This window comes from Pseudomonas trutticola BRTCR10 (assembly GCF_056155105.1).
Genome location: NZ_CM149552.1, coordinates 115,642 through 130,000, shown reverse-complemented (window position 1 = coordinate 130,000; position 14,359 = coordinate 115,642). Strand labels below are relative to the sequence as shown.

The window sequence follows — 14,359 nt, the reverse complement described above, 5'->3', positions numbered from 1 at the left end:
GCGCACGCCCGAGGATCAGCGCGTGAACGTCATGAGTACCTTCATAGGTATTCACCACTTCCAGGTTGACCAGATGACGGGCCACGCCGAATTCATCGGAGATACCATTGCCGCCCAGCATGTCGCGGGCCATACGAGCAATATCCAGCGACTTGCCGCACGAGTTGCGCTTCATGATCGAAGTGATTTCTACCGCAGCGGTGCCTTCATCCTTCATACGACCCAGACGCAGGCAGCCTTGCAGGGCCAGAGTGATCTCGGTCTGCATGTCGGCCAGCTTCTTCTGGATCAGCTGAGTAGCGGCCAATGGGCGACCGAACTGCTGACGATCCAGGGTGTATTGGCGAGCGGTGTGCCAGCAGAACTCGGCGGCGCCCAGTGCGCCCCAAGAGATACCGTAGCGTGCGGAGTTGAGGCAGGTGAACGGGCCTTTCAGACCGCGCACGTCCGGGAAGATGTTCTCTTCCGGCACAAACACGTTGTCCATGACGATTTCACCGGTGATCGATGCACGCAGGCCGACCTTGCCGTGAATCGCCGGAGCACTCAGGCCTTTCCAGCCTTTCTCCAGCACGAAGCCACGGATATCGCCGGCATCGTCTTTGGCCCAGACCACGAATACATCGGCGATCGGACTGTTGGTGATCCACATCTTCGCGCCGGTCAGGCTGTAGCCGCCGTCGACTTTGCGCGCACGAGTAATCATCGCGCCTGGATCGGAACCGTGGTTAGGCTCGGTCAGACCGAAGCAGCCGATCCATTCGCCGGAAGCCAGTTTCGGCAGGTATTTCTGTTTCTGCGCTTCGGTGCCGAACTCATTGATCGGCACCATCACCAGCGAAGACTGCACGCTCATCATCGAGCGGTAGCCGGAGTCGACGCGCTCGACTTCACGAGCGATCAGACCGTAGCTGACATAGTTGAGGCCGCTGCCACCGTACTGTTCCGGGATGGTAGCGCCCAACAGGCCGACTTCGCCCATTTCGCGGAAGATCGCCGGGTCAGTTTTCTCATGGCGGAAAGCTTCGAGAACACGCGGCGCGAGGCTCTGTTGAGCGAACTGCTCGGCGGTGTCGCGGATCATGCGCTCTTCTTCGGTGAGCTGTTGATCCAGCAGCAGGGGATCGATCCAGTTGAAGCTAGCTTTACCGCCCATGAGTGTGTCCTCGCAAATCGGGTGAATTAACGTGGCATTGATCCTAGGCGCGGTTCGCCGTCGCGGCAAACGAGGTTTTCGCATTCTGTTGTGCTAATTTCTCACTCCGAAACGTCGCGAGATGCCTTTTACGCGGCGCATTAGTGAGGTTGACGTACATGCGCAGGAAGATTCCCAGCACCACCGCCCTGATCAGTTTCGAAGCTGCCGCTCGCCACGAGAGCTTTACCAAGGCCGCCGAAGAACTTTCCCTCACCCAAGGCGCCATTTGCCGACAGATCGCCAGCCTGGAGGACTTCCTGAGCGTGGAGCTGTTCCGACGCTCGCGGCGAGGCGTGAAGCTGACCGAAGCAGGACTTTCCTACAGCCGCCGCGTCGCCACGCAACTTGATGCAGTCGAACGCGACACCCTCTCAGTGATGGGCCAGCAAGGCACCAATGTGATCGAACTGGCGGTGGTGCCGACCTTCGGCACCCAATGGCTGCTGCCGCGTCTCAAGGATTTTCAACTCAAGCATCCGGAAGTCACGGTCAACCTGACCAACCGCACCCGCCCCTTTCTGTTTGCCGATACCGAATTCGACGCAGCGATCTACTTCGGCGATGCCGATTGGTCGGGTACCGAATCTCACAGGCTGATGGGCGAAAATCCGATGCCAGTGTGCAGCCCCGCCCTACTCGGCAGCAGGACGCATCTGACACCCGACGAGATTGCCGAGTTGCCGCTACTGCAACAGACCACCCGCCCCTACGCCTGGCGCCAATGGTTCAACTCTCAGCACCTGAACATCCCCCGCGACATGACAGGCCCACGCTACGAGCTATTCTCGATGCTGGCCCAGGCGGCCATGCACGACATGGGGATCGCGCTGATTCCACCGTTCCTGATTCAACGCGAACTGACTGAGAAACGCCTGGTGATCGCCAACCCGAATACGCTCTCCAGTATCAAGGCGTATTACCTGATGATTCCGGAGCGGAAAGTCGAATCGGCGTCGCTCAAGGCTTTTCGCGATTGGTTGGTAAATCAGGCAAACAGCTACAGCCTAGAAGGATAGAGGCTTTCAACGATTACTAACCCGGTAGTCAGGAAAACCAAAGCCCTACAGATATAAGTATTTGTCGCAAAATCGCAGACTGTATCCGAAAGTCGAACAGACGTCCCACAAGCGCCTGCGGACGTGGCTTTGAGCCTCCATGCACGACTCATTACGGCCTATTCACGCCGCCGATGAGAAAATTTTTCAAATTCAGCCAGAATCCTTACAAGGCACGGCCTGCAAGGGATTCAGCTGGCCATCTGCGACATTCGGTCACGGGATGACTTGTAGTTAATTTTCCGTCACCCGTCATAATCCCTTGAAGGGCATAAAGTTCGCCTGCAAAATGCCGCGCCCCGCCCTGATTTGGCGGGATCGTGCTGATCGGCCGCCCCAGTCGCACCATCCGCAGTGCCTGGGTTTACTCAATAAGATCACGCAGGAGATTTGACGTGCACATTGGTGTTCCTCTCGAAACCCAGACCGGTGAAACACGGGTTGCAGCAACCCCGGAAACCATTAAAAAGCTGATCAGCCAAGGTCATAAGGTCACTGTGCAAACCGGCGCCGGCGTTAAAGCCAGTGTTGTCGACAGTGCCTATGAAGCAGCGGGCGCAACCATTGGCAGTGCCAATGACGCGTTCGGTGCCGAGCTGATTCTCAAAGTGGTCGCCCCCAGCGACGCCGAACTGACGCTGATCAAGCGCGGCGCGGTGCTTGTGGGGATGCTCAACCCGTTCAACAACGAAACCATCGCCAAAATGGCCGAGTGCGGGATCACCGCGTTCGCCCTCGAAGCGGCGCCGCGCACCTCCCGCGCGCAGAGTCTCGATGTGTTGTCGTCGCAGGCGAACATTGCCGGCTATAAGGCTGTGTTGCTGGCCGCGCACCACTATCCGCGCTTCATGCCAATGCTCATGACGGCTGCGGGCACCGTGAAAGCGGCGCGCGTGCTGATTCTTGGCGCGGGCGTGGCCGGGTTGCAGGCGATTGCCACGGCGAAACGTCTGGGTGCGGTCATTGAAGCGTCTGACGTCCGCCCGGCCGTGAAGGAGCAGATCGAATCCCTCGGTGCCAAGTTTGTCGACGTGCCTTACGAGACTGATGAAGAGCGTGAATGCGCGGTCGGTGTCGGCGGTTACGCGCGTCCGATGCCAGCGAGCTGGATGCAGCGTCAGGCCCAGGCCGTGCACGAACGCGCCAAACAGGCTGACATCGTCATCACCACCGCTTTGATTCCGGGTCGCAAGGCGCCGACGCTGTTGAGCGCGGAAACCGTGGCGCAGATGAAACCGGGCTCGGTGGTCATTGACCTCGCGGCGGCTCAGGGCGGCAACTGCCCGCTGACCGTGGCCGATCAGGTCGTCGTCGAAAACGGCGTGACCATTTGCGGCCCGACCAACCTGGCCGGTGAAGTCGCTGCAGACGCCTCGGCGCTGTACGCCCGCAACCTGCTGGACTTCCTCAAGCTGGTGTTCACCAAAGAAGGCCAGTTCGACGTCAACCTCGAAGACGACATCGTCGCCGCGTGCCTGATGTGCCGCGACGGCCAAGTCATCCGCAAAAACGCCTAAGCAGGGATTCAGACGATGGAAGAGCTTATCTCCCCCGGTATCTACAACCTGATCATCTTCGTGCTGGCGATTTATGTCGGTTACCACGTGGTCTGGAACGTTACGCCCGCGCTGCACACGCCATTGATGGCAGTGACCAACGCCATCTCGGCAATCGTGATCGTCGGCGCCATGCTCGCTGCAGCGCTGACCGTTACACCGCTGGGCAAAACCATGGGCACCCTCGCCGTGGCGCTGGCTGCGGTCAACGTGTTCGGTGGCTTCCTGGTCACCCGCCGCATGCTTGAGATGTTCAAGAAGAAAGCCCCGAAAGTAAAAGAAGAGGCGCCGAAGTAATGAGCATGAATCTCGTCACGACGCTCTACCTGATTGCGTCGATCTGCTTCATCCAGGCCCTCAAAGGCCTGTCGCACCCGACCACTTCTCGGCGCGGCAACCTGTTCGGCATGCTCGGCATGGCATTGGCCATCCTCACCACCGTCGGCCTCATCTATAAGTTGGGTGCTGAGCTGGCGACTGCGGGTATCGGTTATGTGATCGTCGGCCTGCTGATCGGCGGCACCGCCGGTTCGATCATGGCCAAGCGCGTTGAAATGACCAAGATGCCGGAACTGGTTGCCTTCATGCACAGCATGATTGGTCTGGCTGCGGTGTTCATTGCCATTGCTGCGGTAGTCGAGCCGCAATCGCTGGGCATCGTCAAACAACTGGGCGATTCGATCCCTGCGGGCAACCGATTGGAGCTGTTCCTCGGTGCCGCGATCGGTGCAATCACCTTCTCCGGTTCGGTGATTGCGTTCGGCAAGCTGTCGGGCAAGTACAAGTTCCGCCTGTTCCAGGGCGCACCAGTACAGTTTGCCGGTCAGCACAAGTTGAATGCAGTGCTCGGCCTGGCAACGCTGGCACTCGGCCTGACCTTCATGTTCACTGGCAACCTCACCGCGTTCGCGCTGATGCTGGCGCTGGCGTTCGTAATGGGCGTGCTGATCATCATCCCGATCGGCGGTGCCGACATGCCGGTGGTGGTGTCGATGCTCAACAGCTATTCAGGCTGGGCGGCGGCGGGTATCGGCTTCTCGCTGAACAACTCGATGCTGATCATTGCCGGCTCGCTGGTGGGTTCGAGCGGTGCGATCCTCTCGTACATCATGTGCAAGGCGATGAACCGTTCCTTCTTTAATGTACTGCTCGGCGGCTTCGGCAATGCGGCGGATGCTGGCCCGGCCGGTGCGAAAGAAGCGCGTCCGGTGAAATCCGGTTCGGCTGACGACGCAACCTTCCTGCTGACCAACGCCGACACCGTGATCATTGTCCCGGGCTACGGTCTGGCGGTGGCCCGCGCACAGCATGCCTTGAAGGAGCTGACCGAAAAGCTGACCCACCGTGGCGTGACCGTGAAGTACGCGATCCACCCGGTGGCCGGTCGGATGCCAGGGCATATGAACGTATTGCTCGCCGAGGCCGAAGTGCCTTACGACCAGGTGTTCGAGATGGAAGACATCAACTCCGAGTTCGGCCAGGCCGACGTGGTGCTGGTGCTCGGCGCCAACGACGTGGTCAACCCGGCCGCCAAGAACGATCCGAAATCGCCGATTGCCGGCATGCCGATTCTCGAAGCGTTCAAGGCCAAGACCATCATCGTCAACAAGCGCTCGATGGCCAGCGGCTATGCCGGTCTGGACAACGAACTGTTCTACCTGGACAAGACCATGATGGTGTTCGGCGACGCGAAAAAAGTCATTGAAGACATGGTCAAAGCGGTCGAGTAATCCATCGTCGCTGTACCGAACGCCCCGACTTGTCGGGGCGTTTTCGTTTGCGCATAGCGTCGGACAATTTGCCGCGTTGTTGCAGATCCGGTAACGGTGTTTTACTTCAAACCCGCTAAATAGACGCCTCGTTTGCGACCTTGGTAGCGGGACAGGCGCCCGTCAAATTCACTAGACTGCGCATCCTGCTACTCGCTTCCCGAGAAAATAATCCATGTACCGTGACCGTATTCGCCTGCCTTCGTTGTTGGATAAAGTGATGAGCGCCGCCGACGCCGCCGCTCTGATTGAAGACGGCATGACCGTCGGCATGAGCGGTTTCACCCGCGCCGGCGAAGCCAAGGCTGTCCCTCACGCACTGGCCGAGCGAGCCAAGGTCACGCCGCTGAAGATCAGCCTGATGACCGGCGCCAGCCTGGGCAACGATCTCGACAAGCAACTGACCGAGGCCGGCGTGCTGTCGCGGCGCATGCCGTTTCAGGTCGACAGCACCTTGCGCAAGGCGATCAACGCCGGCGAAGTGATGTTCATCGACCAGCACCTGTCGGAAACCGTCGAGCAACTGCGCAACCAGCAACTGAAGTTGCCGGACATTGCCGTCATCGAAGCCGTGGCTATTACCGAACAGGGTCACATCGTACCGACCACTTCGGTGGGCAACTCGGCGAGCTTCGCGATTTTCGCCAAACAGGTGATCGTCGAGATCAACCTGGCGCACAACGCCAACCTCGAAGGCCTGCACGACATCTATATCCCGACGTATCGTCCGACGCGCACGCCGATCCCACTGGTAAAAGTCGACGACCGTATCGGTAGCACCGCGATTCCGATTCCGCCGGAGAAGATTGTCGCCATTGTTATCACTCAGCAGACGGATTCGCCGTCCACTGTATCGACGCCGGATGTCGACACCAACGCCATCGCCGAACATCTGATCACCTTCTTCAAGCAGGAAGTCGACGCCGGGCGCATGACCAACAAGCTCGGCCCGTTGCAGGCAGGCATCGGCAACATCGCCAACGCGGTGATGTGCGGCCTGATTGATTCGCCATTCGAAGACCTGACCATGTACTCCGAAGTGCTGCAGGACTCGACCTTCGACCTGATCGATGCGGGCAAGCTGAGCTTTGCTTCGGGCAGCTCGATCACACTGTCGGAGCGCCGTAACAGCGACGTATTCGGCAACCTGGAGAGGTACAAGGACAAACTGGTCCTGCGTCCGCAGGAAATCTCTAACCACCCGGAAGTGGTGCGCCGGCTGGGCATCATCGGCATCAACACGGCGTTGGAGTTCGACATCTACGGCAACGTCAACTCTACCCACGTCTGCGGCACGCGGATGATGAACGGTATCGGTGGTTCCGGCGACTTCGCCCGTAACGCGCACCTGGCGGTGTTCGTGACCAAATCGATCGCCAAGGGCGGCGCGATTTCCAGCGTGGTGCCGATGGTCAGCCACGTTGACCACACCGAGCATGACGTCGACATTCTGGTGACCGAAGTGGGGCTGGCCGATCTGCGCGGTCTGGCGCCACGCGAACGCGCCCGGGTGATTATCGACAACTGTGTGCACCCGGACTTCCGCCAGGCGCTGAACGATTACTTCACAGCAGCCTGTGCAATCGGTGGTCACACCCCGCACATCCTGCGTGAAGCCTTGAGCTGGCACATCAACCTGGAAGAAACCGGGCGGATGCTGAAGGTGTAACTCGCACAGATATTCCGCTGGCGCAAACACAGTTTCGTCAGCGGGATGTTGCAATCCGCGCGCGCTGTCAAAAACTGTACTGCTGTACCGGTCTTTTCCTACAGTAAATACCTACCTTATTCATCGAATCGAGCAAAAACGCACCACTTAAGTGCAGACAGGTACAGTTTGCTCAATTTTGACCCGTACACCCCCTATAAACAGTTAACTGGTCACTCACAATACAGTTGAACTGTATCTAGAGAGACTGGCCAAACGAGAGGATCATGGGCACCAGTCAAACCACTACCTGATCCCGCCACAAGCGGAAGGATGTCAACCATGGAACGTACACTCAGTTCCGAGCTGTTTTTCGAAGACAAAGCTGTAAAATCCCAGGCTTCCCTGCCTTTGCGCGTTATCGCCAACCTGATGTTGTGGCAGCGCCGCATCTCCAGCCGCCACCAACTGGCTCGTCTGGATTCGCGTCTGCTGGCTGACGCCGGTATCAGCGAAGCACAACGCTACGAAGAGCTGAGCAAGCCGTTCTGGCGCTAAGTAGCGTCGCTGGCTCTGGTCGTTAGACCCACCGCCAGCAACCCGAATTGAACAAACAAAACCCGTCGTGGGAAACCACGACGGGTTTTGTCGTTTTGGGGCTGGGGAACCACCCGTACAGGTGTGTGCGCCCCGGACAGGTACAGTTTTATAAAACCAACATCTGAACCATTACAATTTAACGTCGGTGTATCTGCCCGACAGTCTGTTCCAGGTTCAACATGATCTTCCGCCTTCTCTGGCTAAAGGAATACGTCATGAATGACTTACAGGATGTTTCAGTAATTCCACTCCAGGCCACTCACCGTCCCAACGCTCTGCGACGCCTGCTACGCGGCCTCTGGCAAGGCCTGGAGCGCGCCAGAACAAGGCGTCTGCTGGCCCAATTCAGCGGTCGGGATCTGGCCGACCTCGGCCTCAGCCATGCCGATCGGCTGAATGAAATGGAGAAACCGTTCTGGCGCTAGCATTCTGCCCCCTGTGCGAACCGCGTCCACGGGCCTAATATCCACGCAGAACGTGGCGAATGATGCGCAACTGGCGTCTGACTCCTCAGATACCGAGCCACCTCTCAAAACGGTTTATCCACAGGAGTTACATCATGTCCCGTCTTCGTCTGCTCAGCGCTGCCGCCCTGCTGGCCGTAGCTGCCAACGCCAGCGCCTCCAGCTTCATCGTCACCACCGACGCCGTTGTCGGCGCCCTGAAGTCCTCGTCCGACGCCACTTCCGATGTCACTTCGTCCTTTCGCGACGACAAGATCGTTCTTGCCGCCCGTGACGACGCTGCCAGCTTCGTCGCCAGCGAAGGCGAAATCCGTGGGGTGAAACTGGAAAGCGCGCTGGATCACATCCGCCATCAGGCGCCACAGTTGCAAGCCACTGACGCCCAACTGGCTCAGGCCATCCTGACGATCTGAACGATCGCAGCACTGCGGGACACGCCGGGCGTGTCCCGATGTTTCGGCGCTGGCTCTGGCCCGGGCGTTGCGCTAGCCTTGGGACTCGCTAACCGTTAACGAGTCTTATGCGTTTTCTTCAAAATCTGCTTATCCCTTCCGTACTGTTAACTGCTGGCTGGATGACGTCGGCCAATGCCTTTGATGTCTCCACGCAAAACACCGTGGTGAGCGTTTGGGCGACCGGCATGGTGTCTTCCGCGCCGTTCGACCGTAAACTGCTGCTCGCCGCTCACGATGATGCGGCGATGTTTGTTGCCAGTGATGGAGAACTGCGAGGCGCTCGACTGGAATCCGCACTGCATTACTTGCGCAAAACCCGGCCGAAACTTCATGTCAGCGACCTTGAACTGGCACAGGCAATTCTCGTCCAATAGCTAACCCAGTCCCTGATCAACCTTGTCCCTCCGGAGTCGTTCCATGCGTAGCCCGCTGATTGCTGCCGCCCTTGGCCTGTTTTTGTTGGCCGACGTGGCCCAGGCGCACACCCTGGTAGCCACCAGTAACATCATCGTCCGTGCCTCCCAGCGCACTATCGATTTCACATCCGACACGACTACGTCGATCCGCGACTCGAAAATCATCCGCGAAGCCCACGACGACGCTGCCAGTTTCGTCGCCAGCAACGGTGATATCCGTGGCGCGCACCTGGAAGCCGCGCTCAACACCTTGCGCACTCGCGTGCCGGAAGCACGCGACGCCAGTGATCAGGTGCTCGCCGAAGCCATCCTCGCACTGTGAAGTCACTCGGCGCCTGGCTGCTGGCCGGGGCGTTGTTGCTGCTTGGCAACAGCGCCCACGCCGGCCTGCAATTGCGGCTCAAGACCGAGGGTCTTACGCCCGCCCAACAACAGGCCAGCCAGGCGCTGATCGATGAAGCCATGCAGAAATTGCCGCCAGGCTTCATCGAGCGGCTGGATCGGCGCATCGACGTTGGCTGGACCGACGACATGCCCGCCAATGCCTATGGCCAGGCGACGCTTGTCTCTGAACTCGATCTGAACCGCAAACTGCTCGCCAGCCTCACCGACGGCAGTGCAGCCAAAGAAAAAACCAATCGCCCCCACGGCACTGTGCGCCAGGAAATGCTCGCCACGGTGCTGCATGAAATCACCCACATTTATGATCGTGCGCGCCTGTGGCCGAGTGCCGAACGGACGTTGATCCAGCGCTGCACCCGGCGCTTCAACAGCGCCGGGCTGATCGGTATTCCGAATGAGTGCCGTGGCCAGAACGGCCGGCGCTTTACCCTCAGCGATGATCCGCGTCTGCTCGACCTGGCCGGTTGGCAGCAATACGTCGGCCGCCGCGGCGAGCGTGAGCAGCACAACCGGCAAATCGCCCGCAGCCCGGATCTGTACGAAATCTCCAGCCCCAAGGAATTCGTCGCGGTCAACATGGAGTATTTCCTCCTCGACCCGAGTTACGCCTGTCGCCGCCCGGCCTTGTACAGCTATTACAAGGATCACTTCGGTTGGGCACCGCCGGCCAAAGACACCTGCGCCAAGACCTTCGCATTCCTCAATGCCGGCAACGATTTCGCCAAGCAACCCTTGGGACAAGTCGATCCAGAACGTGTCTACGCCGTCGATTACCTGCTGGCCGAAGCCAATCAGAATTGGGTCAGCCGTTGGGGCCACAGCATGCTGCGTCTGGTGATCTGCGCGCCGGGACGGCCGCGTGGCCCGGATTGCCGGCTCGACCTGGATCAGCATCTGGTGCTGTCGTATCGCGCCTTCGTTGGCGATGTGCAGCTCTCCAGCTGGGACGGACTGGTGGGCAAGTACCCGTCGCGATTGTTCGTCCTGCCACTGGCGCAAGTGATCGACGAGTACACCAAGACCGAACTGCGCAGCCTCGCCTCGGTGCCGTTGAATCTGTCGCGCAGCGAGATCGAGGGCGTGGTTGAACACGCCGCCGAAATGCACTGGAGCTACGACGGCAACTACTTCTTCCTGTCCAACAACTGCGCGGTAGAAGGCTTGAAACTATTGCGTAGCGGTAGCAATAACGCGCAGCTCACCGGTCTGGACAGCATCATGCCCAACGGTTTGCTCGAAGTGCTCAAGGGCCGAGGTCTGGCCGATACCAGCGTGCTGGATGACCCGAAAGAGGCGCTGCGTCTGGGTTACCGCTTCGATTCGTTCCGTGATCGCTATCAGGCGATGTTCGATGTATTGAAGAAGCAATTACCCATCAAACAGAACACCGTTGAGGAATGGCTTTCGCTGACCGCTGAAGAGCGCCGTGAATGGTTCGAGCGCGCTGATCTGCGCACCAGCGCCGCGTTGCTGCTGCTGGAGCAGGCGAGCTATCGTCGCCAGTTGCTGCTGGCGCAGGACGAGGTCAAACAGCGTTACCTCGGCGCGCGCGAGCTGGAAAACGGCGGAATGGACAAGGCCAATGCGACCCTGCAAGAAATCCTCGCCAACAGCGGCTTCCTCAGCCGTCCGGCAGAACTGCTGGACTCCAAGGGCTACGGGTTGCCGCAGCCGAGCGAGTTCAGCCGACTGGAAGCGGAAAGCAGCCAGCGTCAAAAAAAGCTGCTGGCGCTGTCCGGTGATCTGGACGCAGAGGTGCGTAAATTGCTGGAGCCAAAACGAGCCGCTGAGATTGCAGCCAGCGAGGAAAATGTGAAGCAGATTGGCGCGCACTTGCGCAAATTGCACAGAGCCTCTGGCGGACTGGAACTGCCCTGATCCTGAAGTTAACCCCCACACCTTTGTGGTGAGGGGATTTATCCCCGACCGGCTGCGCAGCAGTCGCAATCCCAACGAACACGGTATGCCTGGTCATCTGTGTTTGCCGGATTCGGGGCTGCTTCGCAGCCCATCGGGGATAAATCCCCTCACCACAGTTGATGGACCGCCAGTTAGATCAGACGATCAATTCAAAACCCCATCGAGAATTTCATAGACGATCCCGGTACCCACCGCGATCAGCACGATGTCGCCCCCAGCTCGGCGCCACTCGTAGCCTGGATACACCGGCAAACGTCCCAACGCCCGACCATCCAGACGCTCGCCGTAATAACCGTGAGGCAACGGCCGGCCACGCTCCAGATGAATCCCCGGCGGTGGTGGCGCACCGCGCACGAAGTAGCCGTGATTGTCGCGAATGGTCTGACGCACGGGGCCGAAGTCGCGTGGAGGCGGGCCGCCTCGGTGGTCGTTCTGCGGACCACGGTGGTCATTACCGCGATTGTCACCGCGATTATCGTAATGGCCCTGCTGCGGGCCGCCGTGGTCATGATCATCGCGCTGATCGGCGCTGGCCAGCAGCGGTGTCGCGCTGATCATCAGCACGCCCAGTCCGGCAATCAGACGTTTCGGCATTTTCATCGGGTTTTTCCTCACGGCACAAACAGCAAAAAGGGATTCAGAACGTGGTTCTGAATCCCTCGGTCTTGCTCAATTAGTCTGTGCCGTGAGGCGCTAATTCCTCTGTATCAGGAACTTTACCTTTAGCTGACGCGGGCCTTACGCACGCCTTCGGACAGGGCCGAGCAAAGGCTCAGTACACCGTCGATAGCCTGATCCGGCGTGGTCGCGTTGGCGATGTGATCGATCAACGCCGAACCCACGACAACACCGTCAGCCAAGCGCGCGATAGCGGCCGCTTGTTCCGGGGTACGGATGCCGAAACCGATGCTGATTGGCAGGTCGGTATGGCGGCGCAGACGGGTGACCGCTTCTTCGACGTGTTCCAGCGTTGCCGCACCGGCGCCAGTCACACCGGCCACCGAAACGTAGTAAACAAAACCGGAACTGCCGTTGAGCACTTTCGGCAGACGTGCGTCGTCGGTGGTCGGCGTGGTCAGGCGGATGAAGTCCAGACCAGCGGCCTGCGCCGGATCGCACAGCTCGGCGTTGTGCTCAGGCGGCATGTCGACCACGATCAGACCGTCGACGCCTGCCTCTTTGGCCTCAGCAATGAAGCGCTCGACGCCAAACTTGTGAATCGGGTTGAAGTAGCCCATCAGCACCAGCGGCGTATCACTGTTGCCCTCACGGAACTCGCGAACCATTTGCAGGGTTTTCAGCAGATTCTGCTTGGCGCCCAACGCACGAATGTTCGCCAGTTGAATCGCCGGGCCATCGGCCATCGGATCGGTGAACGGCATGCCCAGCTCGATTACGTCAGCGCCGGCCTTGGGCAAGCCTTTGAGGATCGCCAGCGAGGTGTCGTAATCCGGATCGCCAGCCGTGACAAAGGTCACCAGTGCGGCGCGGTTCTGTTGCTTGAGTTCGGCAAAACGGGTTTGCAGGCGGCTCATCAGTGTTTCTCCTGCTTCGACTGTTCCATGTGGTGCATCACGGTCTGCATGTCTTTGTCGCCACGGCCGGAAAGGTTGACCACCATCAGGTGATCCTTCGGCAGCTTCGGTGCGCGTTTGAACACTTCGGCCAAGGCGTGGGCGCTTTCCAGTGCAGGAATGATCCCTTCCAGACGGCAGCACTTGTGGAACGCCTCGAGGGCTTCGTCGTCGGTCACCGAGGTGTACTGGACGCGGCCGATGTCGTGCAACCAGGCGTGTTCCGGGCCGATCCCCGGATAGTCGAGGCCGGCGGAGATCGAGTGAGCGTCGATGATCTGGCCGTCGTCGTCCTGCAACAGGAAAGTGCGGTTGCCGTGCAACACACCCGGAACGCCGCCATTGAGGCTGGCGGCGTGCTTGCCGGTTTCGATGCCGTAGCCGGCCGCCTCAACACCGATGATCTCGACGCCCTTGTCGTCGAGGAACGGATGGAACAGGCCCATGGCGTTGGAGCCGCCACCGATGCACGCCACCAGGCTATCCGGCAGACGACCTTCCTGTGCTTGCAACTGGTCACGGGTTTCCTTGCCGATCACGGCCTGGAAGTCGCGCACCATGGCTGGATACGGGTGTGGGCCGGCCACGGTGCCGATCAGATAGAACGTGCTGTCGACGTTGGTCACCCAGTCACGCAAGGCTTCGTTCATCGCGTCTTTCAGCGTGCCGGTACCGGCGACCACCGGAATCACTTCGGCACCCAGCAGTTTCATGCGGAACACGTTGGCCTGTTGGCGTTCGATGTCGGTAGTGCCCATGTAGATCACGCAGTCCAGACCGAAACGTGCGGCTACGGTGGCCGTTGCCACGCCGTGCATGCCGGCGCCGGTCTCGGCGATGATGCGTTTCTTGCCCATGCGCCGCGCCAGCAGGATCTGGCCGATGCAGTTGTTGATCTTGTGCGCGCCGGTGTGATTGAGCTCTTCGCGCTTGAGGTAGATCTTGGCGCCGCCGCAGAACTCGGTCAGACGCTCGGCGAAGTACAGCGGACTCGGACGTCCGACGTAGTCGCGCTGGAAGTAGGCCAATTCTTCTTTGAAGGCCGGATCATCCTTGGCCGTTTCGTATTCGCGGGCCAGATCGAGGATCAACGGCATCAGGGTTTCAGCAACGTAGCGGCCACCGAACGAGCCGAACAGGCCGTTATCGTCCGGGCCGTTACGCAGATCGGAGGTGTTCGAAGTCTGGGTCATGGGTTGCTCCAGGTGAATTCGGGTCAGAAGACAATGACGACCACTCTACCCCTGACCTTCTATGCTGAAAACCGATAAGATCGCTGCAACCTGTCAGGAAAACTCACAG

Annotated in this window: 15 protein-coding genes (1 of these 15 cut by a window edge); 11 read left to right on the top strand and 4 right to left on the bottom strand. The window is 59.5% G+C overall.

The genetic code is table 11. The annotated features are described in order from the left end of the window. Positions 1 to 1,156, bottom strand: the 5' portion of a protein-coding gene (locus ACVVH8_RS00625) for an acyl-CoA dehydrogenase (protein ID WP_007953903.1). Its footprint begins 26 nt before the window's first position; 1,156 of the gene's 1,182 nt are visible here — the first part of the coding sequence; the start codon lies at positions 1,154 to 1,156; the stop codon falls past the left edge of the window. Positions 1,157 to 1,314: 158 nt separating this feature from the next. Here ACVVH8_RS00625 and ACVVH8_RS00620 point away from each other — a divergent pair, with 158 nt between their 5' ends. From ACVVH8_RS00620 to ACVVH8_RS00570, 11 genes are all read left to right on the top strand, one after another. Further along, on the top strand, positions 1,315 to 2,214 hold the full coding sequence (locus tag ACVVH8_RS00620) for a LysR family transcriptional regulator (protein WP_475227989.1): 900 nt from the start codon (positions 1,315 to 1,317) through the stop codon (positions 2,212 to 2,214). A gap of 434 nt (positions 2,215 to 2,648) precedes the next feature. Beyond that, positions 2,649 to 3,770, top strand: coding sequence for a Re/Si-specific NAD(P)(+) transhydrogenase subunit alpha (locus ACVVH8_RS00615; RefSeq protein WP_475227986.1), 1,122 nt, complete (start codon positions 2,649 to 2,651; stop codon positions 3,768 to 3,770). Positions 3,771 to 3,785: 15 nt separating this feature from the next. Then, positions 3,786 to 4,106, top strand: coding sequence for an NAD(P) transhydrogenase subunit alpha part 2 (locus tag ACVVH8_RS00610; RefSeq protein ID WP_003187417.1), 321 nt, complete (start codon positions 3,786 to 3,788; stop codon positions 4,104 to 4,106). Further along, the gene (locus ACVVH8_RS00605) at positions 4,106 to 5,539 is read left to right on the top strand and encodes an NAD(P)(+) transhydrogenase (Re/Si-specific) subunit beta (protein WP_475227984.1); all 1,434 of its coding nucleotides are present in this window, start codon (positions 4,106 to 4,108) and stop codon (positions 5,537 to 5,539) included. Before ACVVH8_RS00610 ends, ACVVH8_RS00605 begins: the two co-directional genes overlap by 1 nt. 214 nt (positions 5,540 to 5,753) lie before the next feature. After that, positions 5,754 to 7,247, top strand: coding sequence for an acetyl-CoA hydrolase/transferase family protein (locus tag ACVVH8_RS00600; RefSeq protein WP_475227982.1), 1,494 nt, complete (start codon positions 5,754 to 5,756; stop codon positions 7,245 to 7,247). A gap of 321 nt (positions 7,248 to 7,568) precedes the next feature. Further along, positions 7,569 to 7,784, top strand: coding sequence for a DUF1127 domain-containing protein (locus ACVVH8_RS00595; protein WP_103306481.1), 216 nt, complete (start codon positions 7,569 to 7,571; stop codon positions 7,782 to 7,784). A gap of 257 nt (positions 7,785 to 8,041) precedes the next feature. Continuing rightward, a complete protein-coding gene (locus ACVVH8_RS00590) occupies positions 8,042 to 8,251 on the top strand; it encodes a DUF1127 domain-containing protein (protein WP_475227980.1) in 210 nt (69 codons plus the stop codon). A gap of 134 nt (positions 8,252 to 8,385) precedes the next feature. After that, the gene (locus ACVVH8_RS00585) at positions 8,386 to 8,703 is read left to right on the top strand and encodes a DUF2388 domain-containing protein (protein WP_103306479.1); all 318 of its coding nucleotides are present in this window, start codon (positions 8,386 to 8,388) and stop codon (positions 8,701 to 8,703) included. 107 nt (positions 8,704 to 8,810) lie between these two features. Next, on the top strand, positions 8,811 to 9,119 hold the full coding sequence (locus tag ACVVH8_RS00580) for a DUF2388 domain-containing protein (RefSeq protein WP_213027148.1): 309 nt from the start codon (positions 8,811 to 8,813) through the stop codon (positions 9,117 to 9,119). 43 nt (positions 9,120 to 9,162) lie between these two features. Beyond that, positions 9,163 to 9,483, top strand: a complete 321-nt coding sequence (locus ACVVH8_RS00575; protein WP_034152281.1) for a DUF2388 domain-containing protein — start codon at positions 9,163 to 9,165, stop codon at positions 9,481 to 9,483. After that, entirely contained in the window at positions 9,480 to 11,441 is a 1,962-nt protein-coding gene (locus ACVVH8_RS00570) for a DUF7844 domain-containing protein (protein WP_475227977.1), read from the top strand. The genes ACVVH8_RS00575 and ACVVH8_RS00570 overlap by 4 nt, the downstream gene beginning before the upstream one ends. Positions 11,442 to 11,627: 186 nt before the next feature. Here ACVVH8_RS00570 and ACVVH8_RS00565 read toward each other — a convergent pair whose 3' ends face one another. From ACVVH8_RS00565 to trpB, 3 genes are all read right to left on the bottom strand, one after another. Next, positions 11,628 to 12,083 carry an anti-virulence regulator CigR family protein gene (locus tag ACVVH8_RS00565; RefSeq protein WP_315448794.1) on the bottom strand — a complete coding sequence of 152 codons (456 nt, stop codon included), beginning with the start codon at positions 12,081 to 12,083 and terminating at the stop codon, positions 11,628 to 11,630. Positions 12,084 to 12,205: 122 nt separating this feature from the next. Further along, complete coding sequence (gene trpA, locus ACVVH8_RS00560) at positions 12,206 to 13,018, bottom strand: tryptophan synthase subunit alpha (RefSeq protein WP_103306475.1); 813 nt, start codon at positions 13,016 to 13,018, stop codon at positions 12,206 to 12,208. Then, entirely contained in the window at positions 13,018 to 14,250 is a 1,233-nt protein-coding gene (gene trpB, locus ACVVH8_RS00555) for a tryptophan synthase subunit beta (protein WP_475227975.1), read from the bottom strand. Before trpB ends, trpA begins: the two co-directional genes overlap by 1 nt. Positions 14,251 to 14,359: the final 109 nt, after the last annotated feature.

Bases quoted from the DNA above. Each gene is read 5' to 3' on its own strand.
- ACVVH8_RS00620 (WP_475227989.1), top strand. From the start codon at position 1,315: ATGCGCAGGAAGATTCCCAGCACCACCGCCCTGATCAGTTTCGAAGCT.
- ACVVH8_RS00610 (WP_003187417.1), top strand. From the start codon at position 3,786: ATGGAAGAGCTTATCTCCCCCGGTATCTACAACCTGATCATCTTCGTG.
- ACVVH8_RS00605 (WP_475227984.1), top strand. From the start codon at position 4,106: ATGAGCATGAATCTCGTCACGACGCTCTACCTGATTGCGTCGATCTGC.
- ACVVH8_RS00600 (WP_475227982.1), top strand. From the start codon at position 5,754: ATGTACCGTGACCGTATTCGCCTGCCTTCGTTGTTGGATAAAGTGATG.
- ACVVH8_RS00595 (WP_103306481.1), top strand. From the start codon at position 7,569: ATGGAACGTACACTCAGTTCCGAGCTGTTTTTCGAAGACAAAGCTGTA.
- ACVVH8_RS00590 (WP_475227980.1), top strand. From the start codon at position 8,042: ATGAATGACTTACAGGATGTTTCAGTAATTCCACTCCAGGCCACTCAC.
- ACVVH8_RS00585 (WP_103306479.1), top strand. From the start codon at position 8,386: ATGTCCCGTCTTCGTCTGCTCAGCGCTGCCGCCCTGCTGGCCGTAGCT.
- ACVVH8_RS00580 (WP_213027148.1), top strand. From the start codon at position 8,811: ATGCGTTTTCTTCAAAATCTGCTTATCCCTTCCGTACTGTTAACTGCT.
- ACVVH8_RS00575 (WP_034152281.1), top strand. From the start codon at position 9,163: ATGCGTAGCCCGCTGATTGCTGCCGCCCTTGGCCTGTTTTTGTTGGCC.
- ACVVH8_RS00565 (WP_315448794.1), bottom strand. From the start codon at position 12,083: ATGAAAATGCCGAAACGTCTGATTGCCGGACTGGGCGTGCTGATGATC.
- trpA (WP_103306475.1), bottom strand. From the start codon at position 13,018: ATGAGCCGCCTGCAAACCCGTTTTGCCGAACTCAAGCAACAGAACCGC.
- trpB (WP_475227975.1), bottom strand. From the start codon at position 14,250: ATGACCCAGACTTCGAACACCTCCGATCTGCGTAACGGCCCGGACGAT.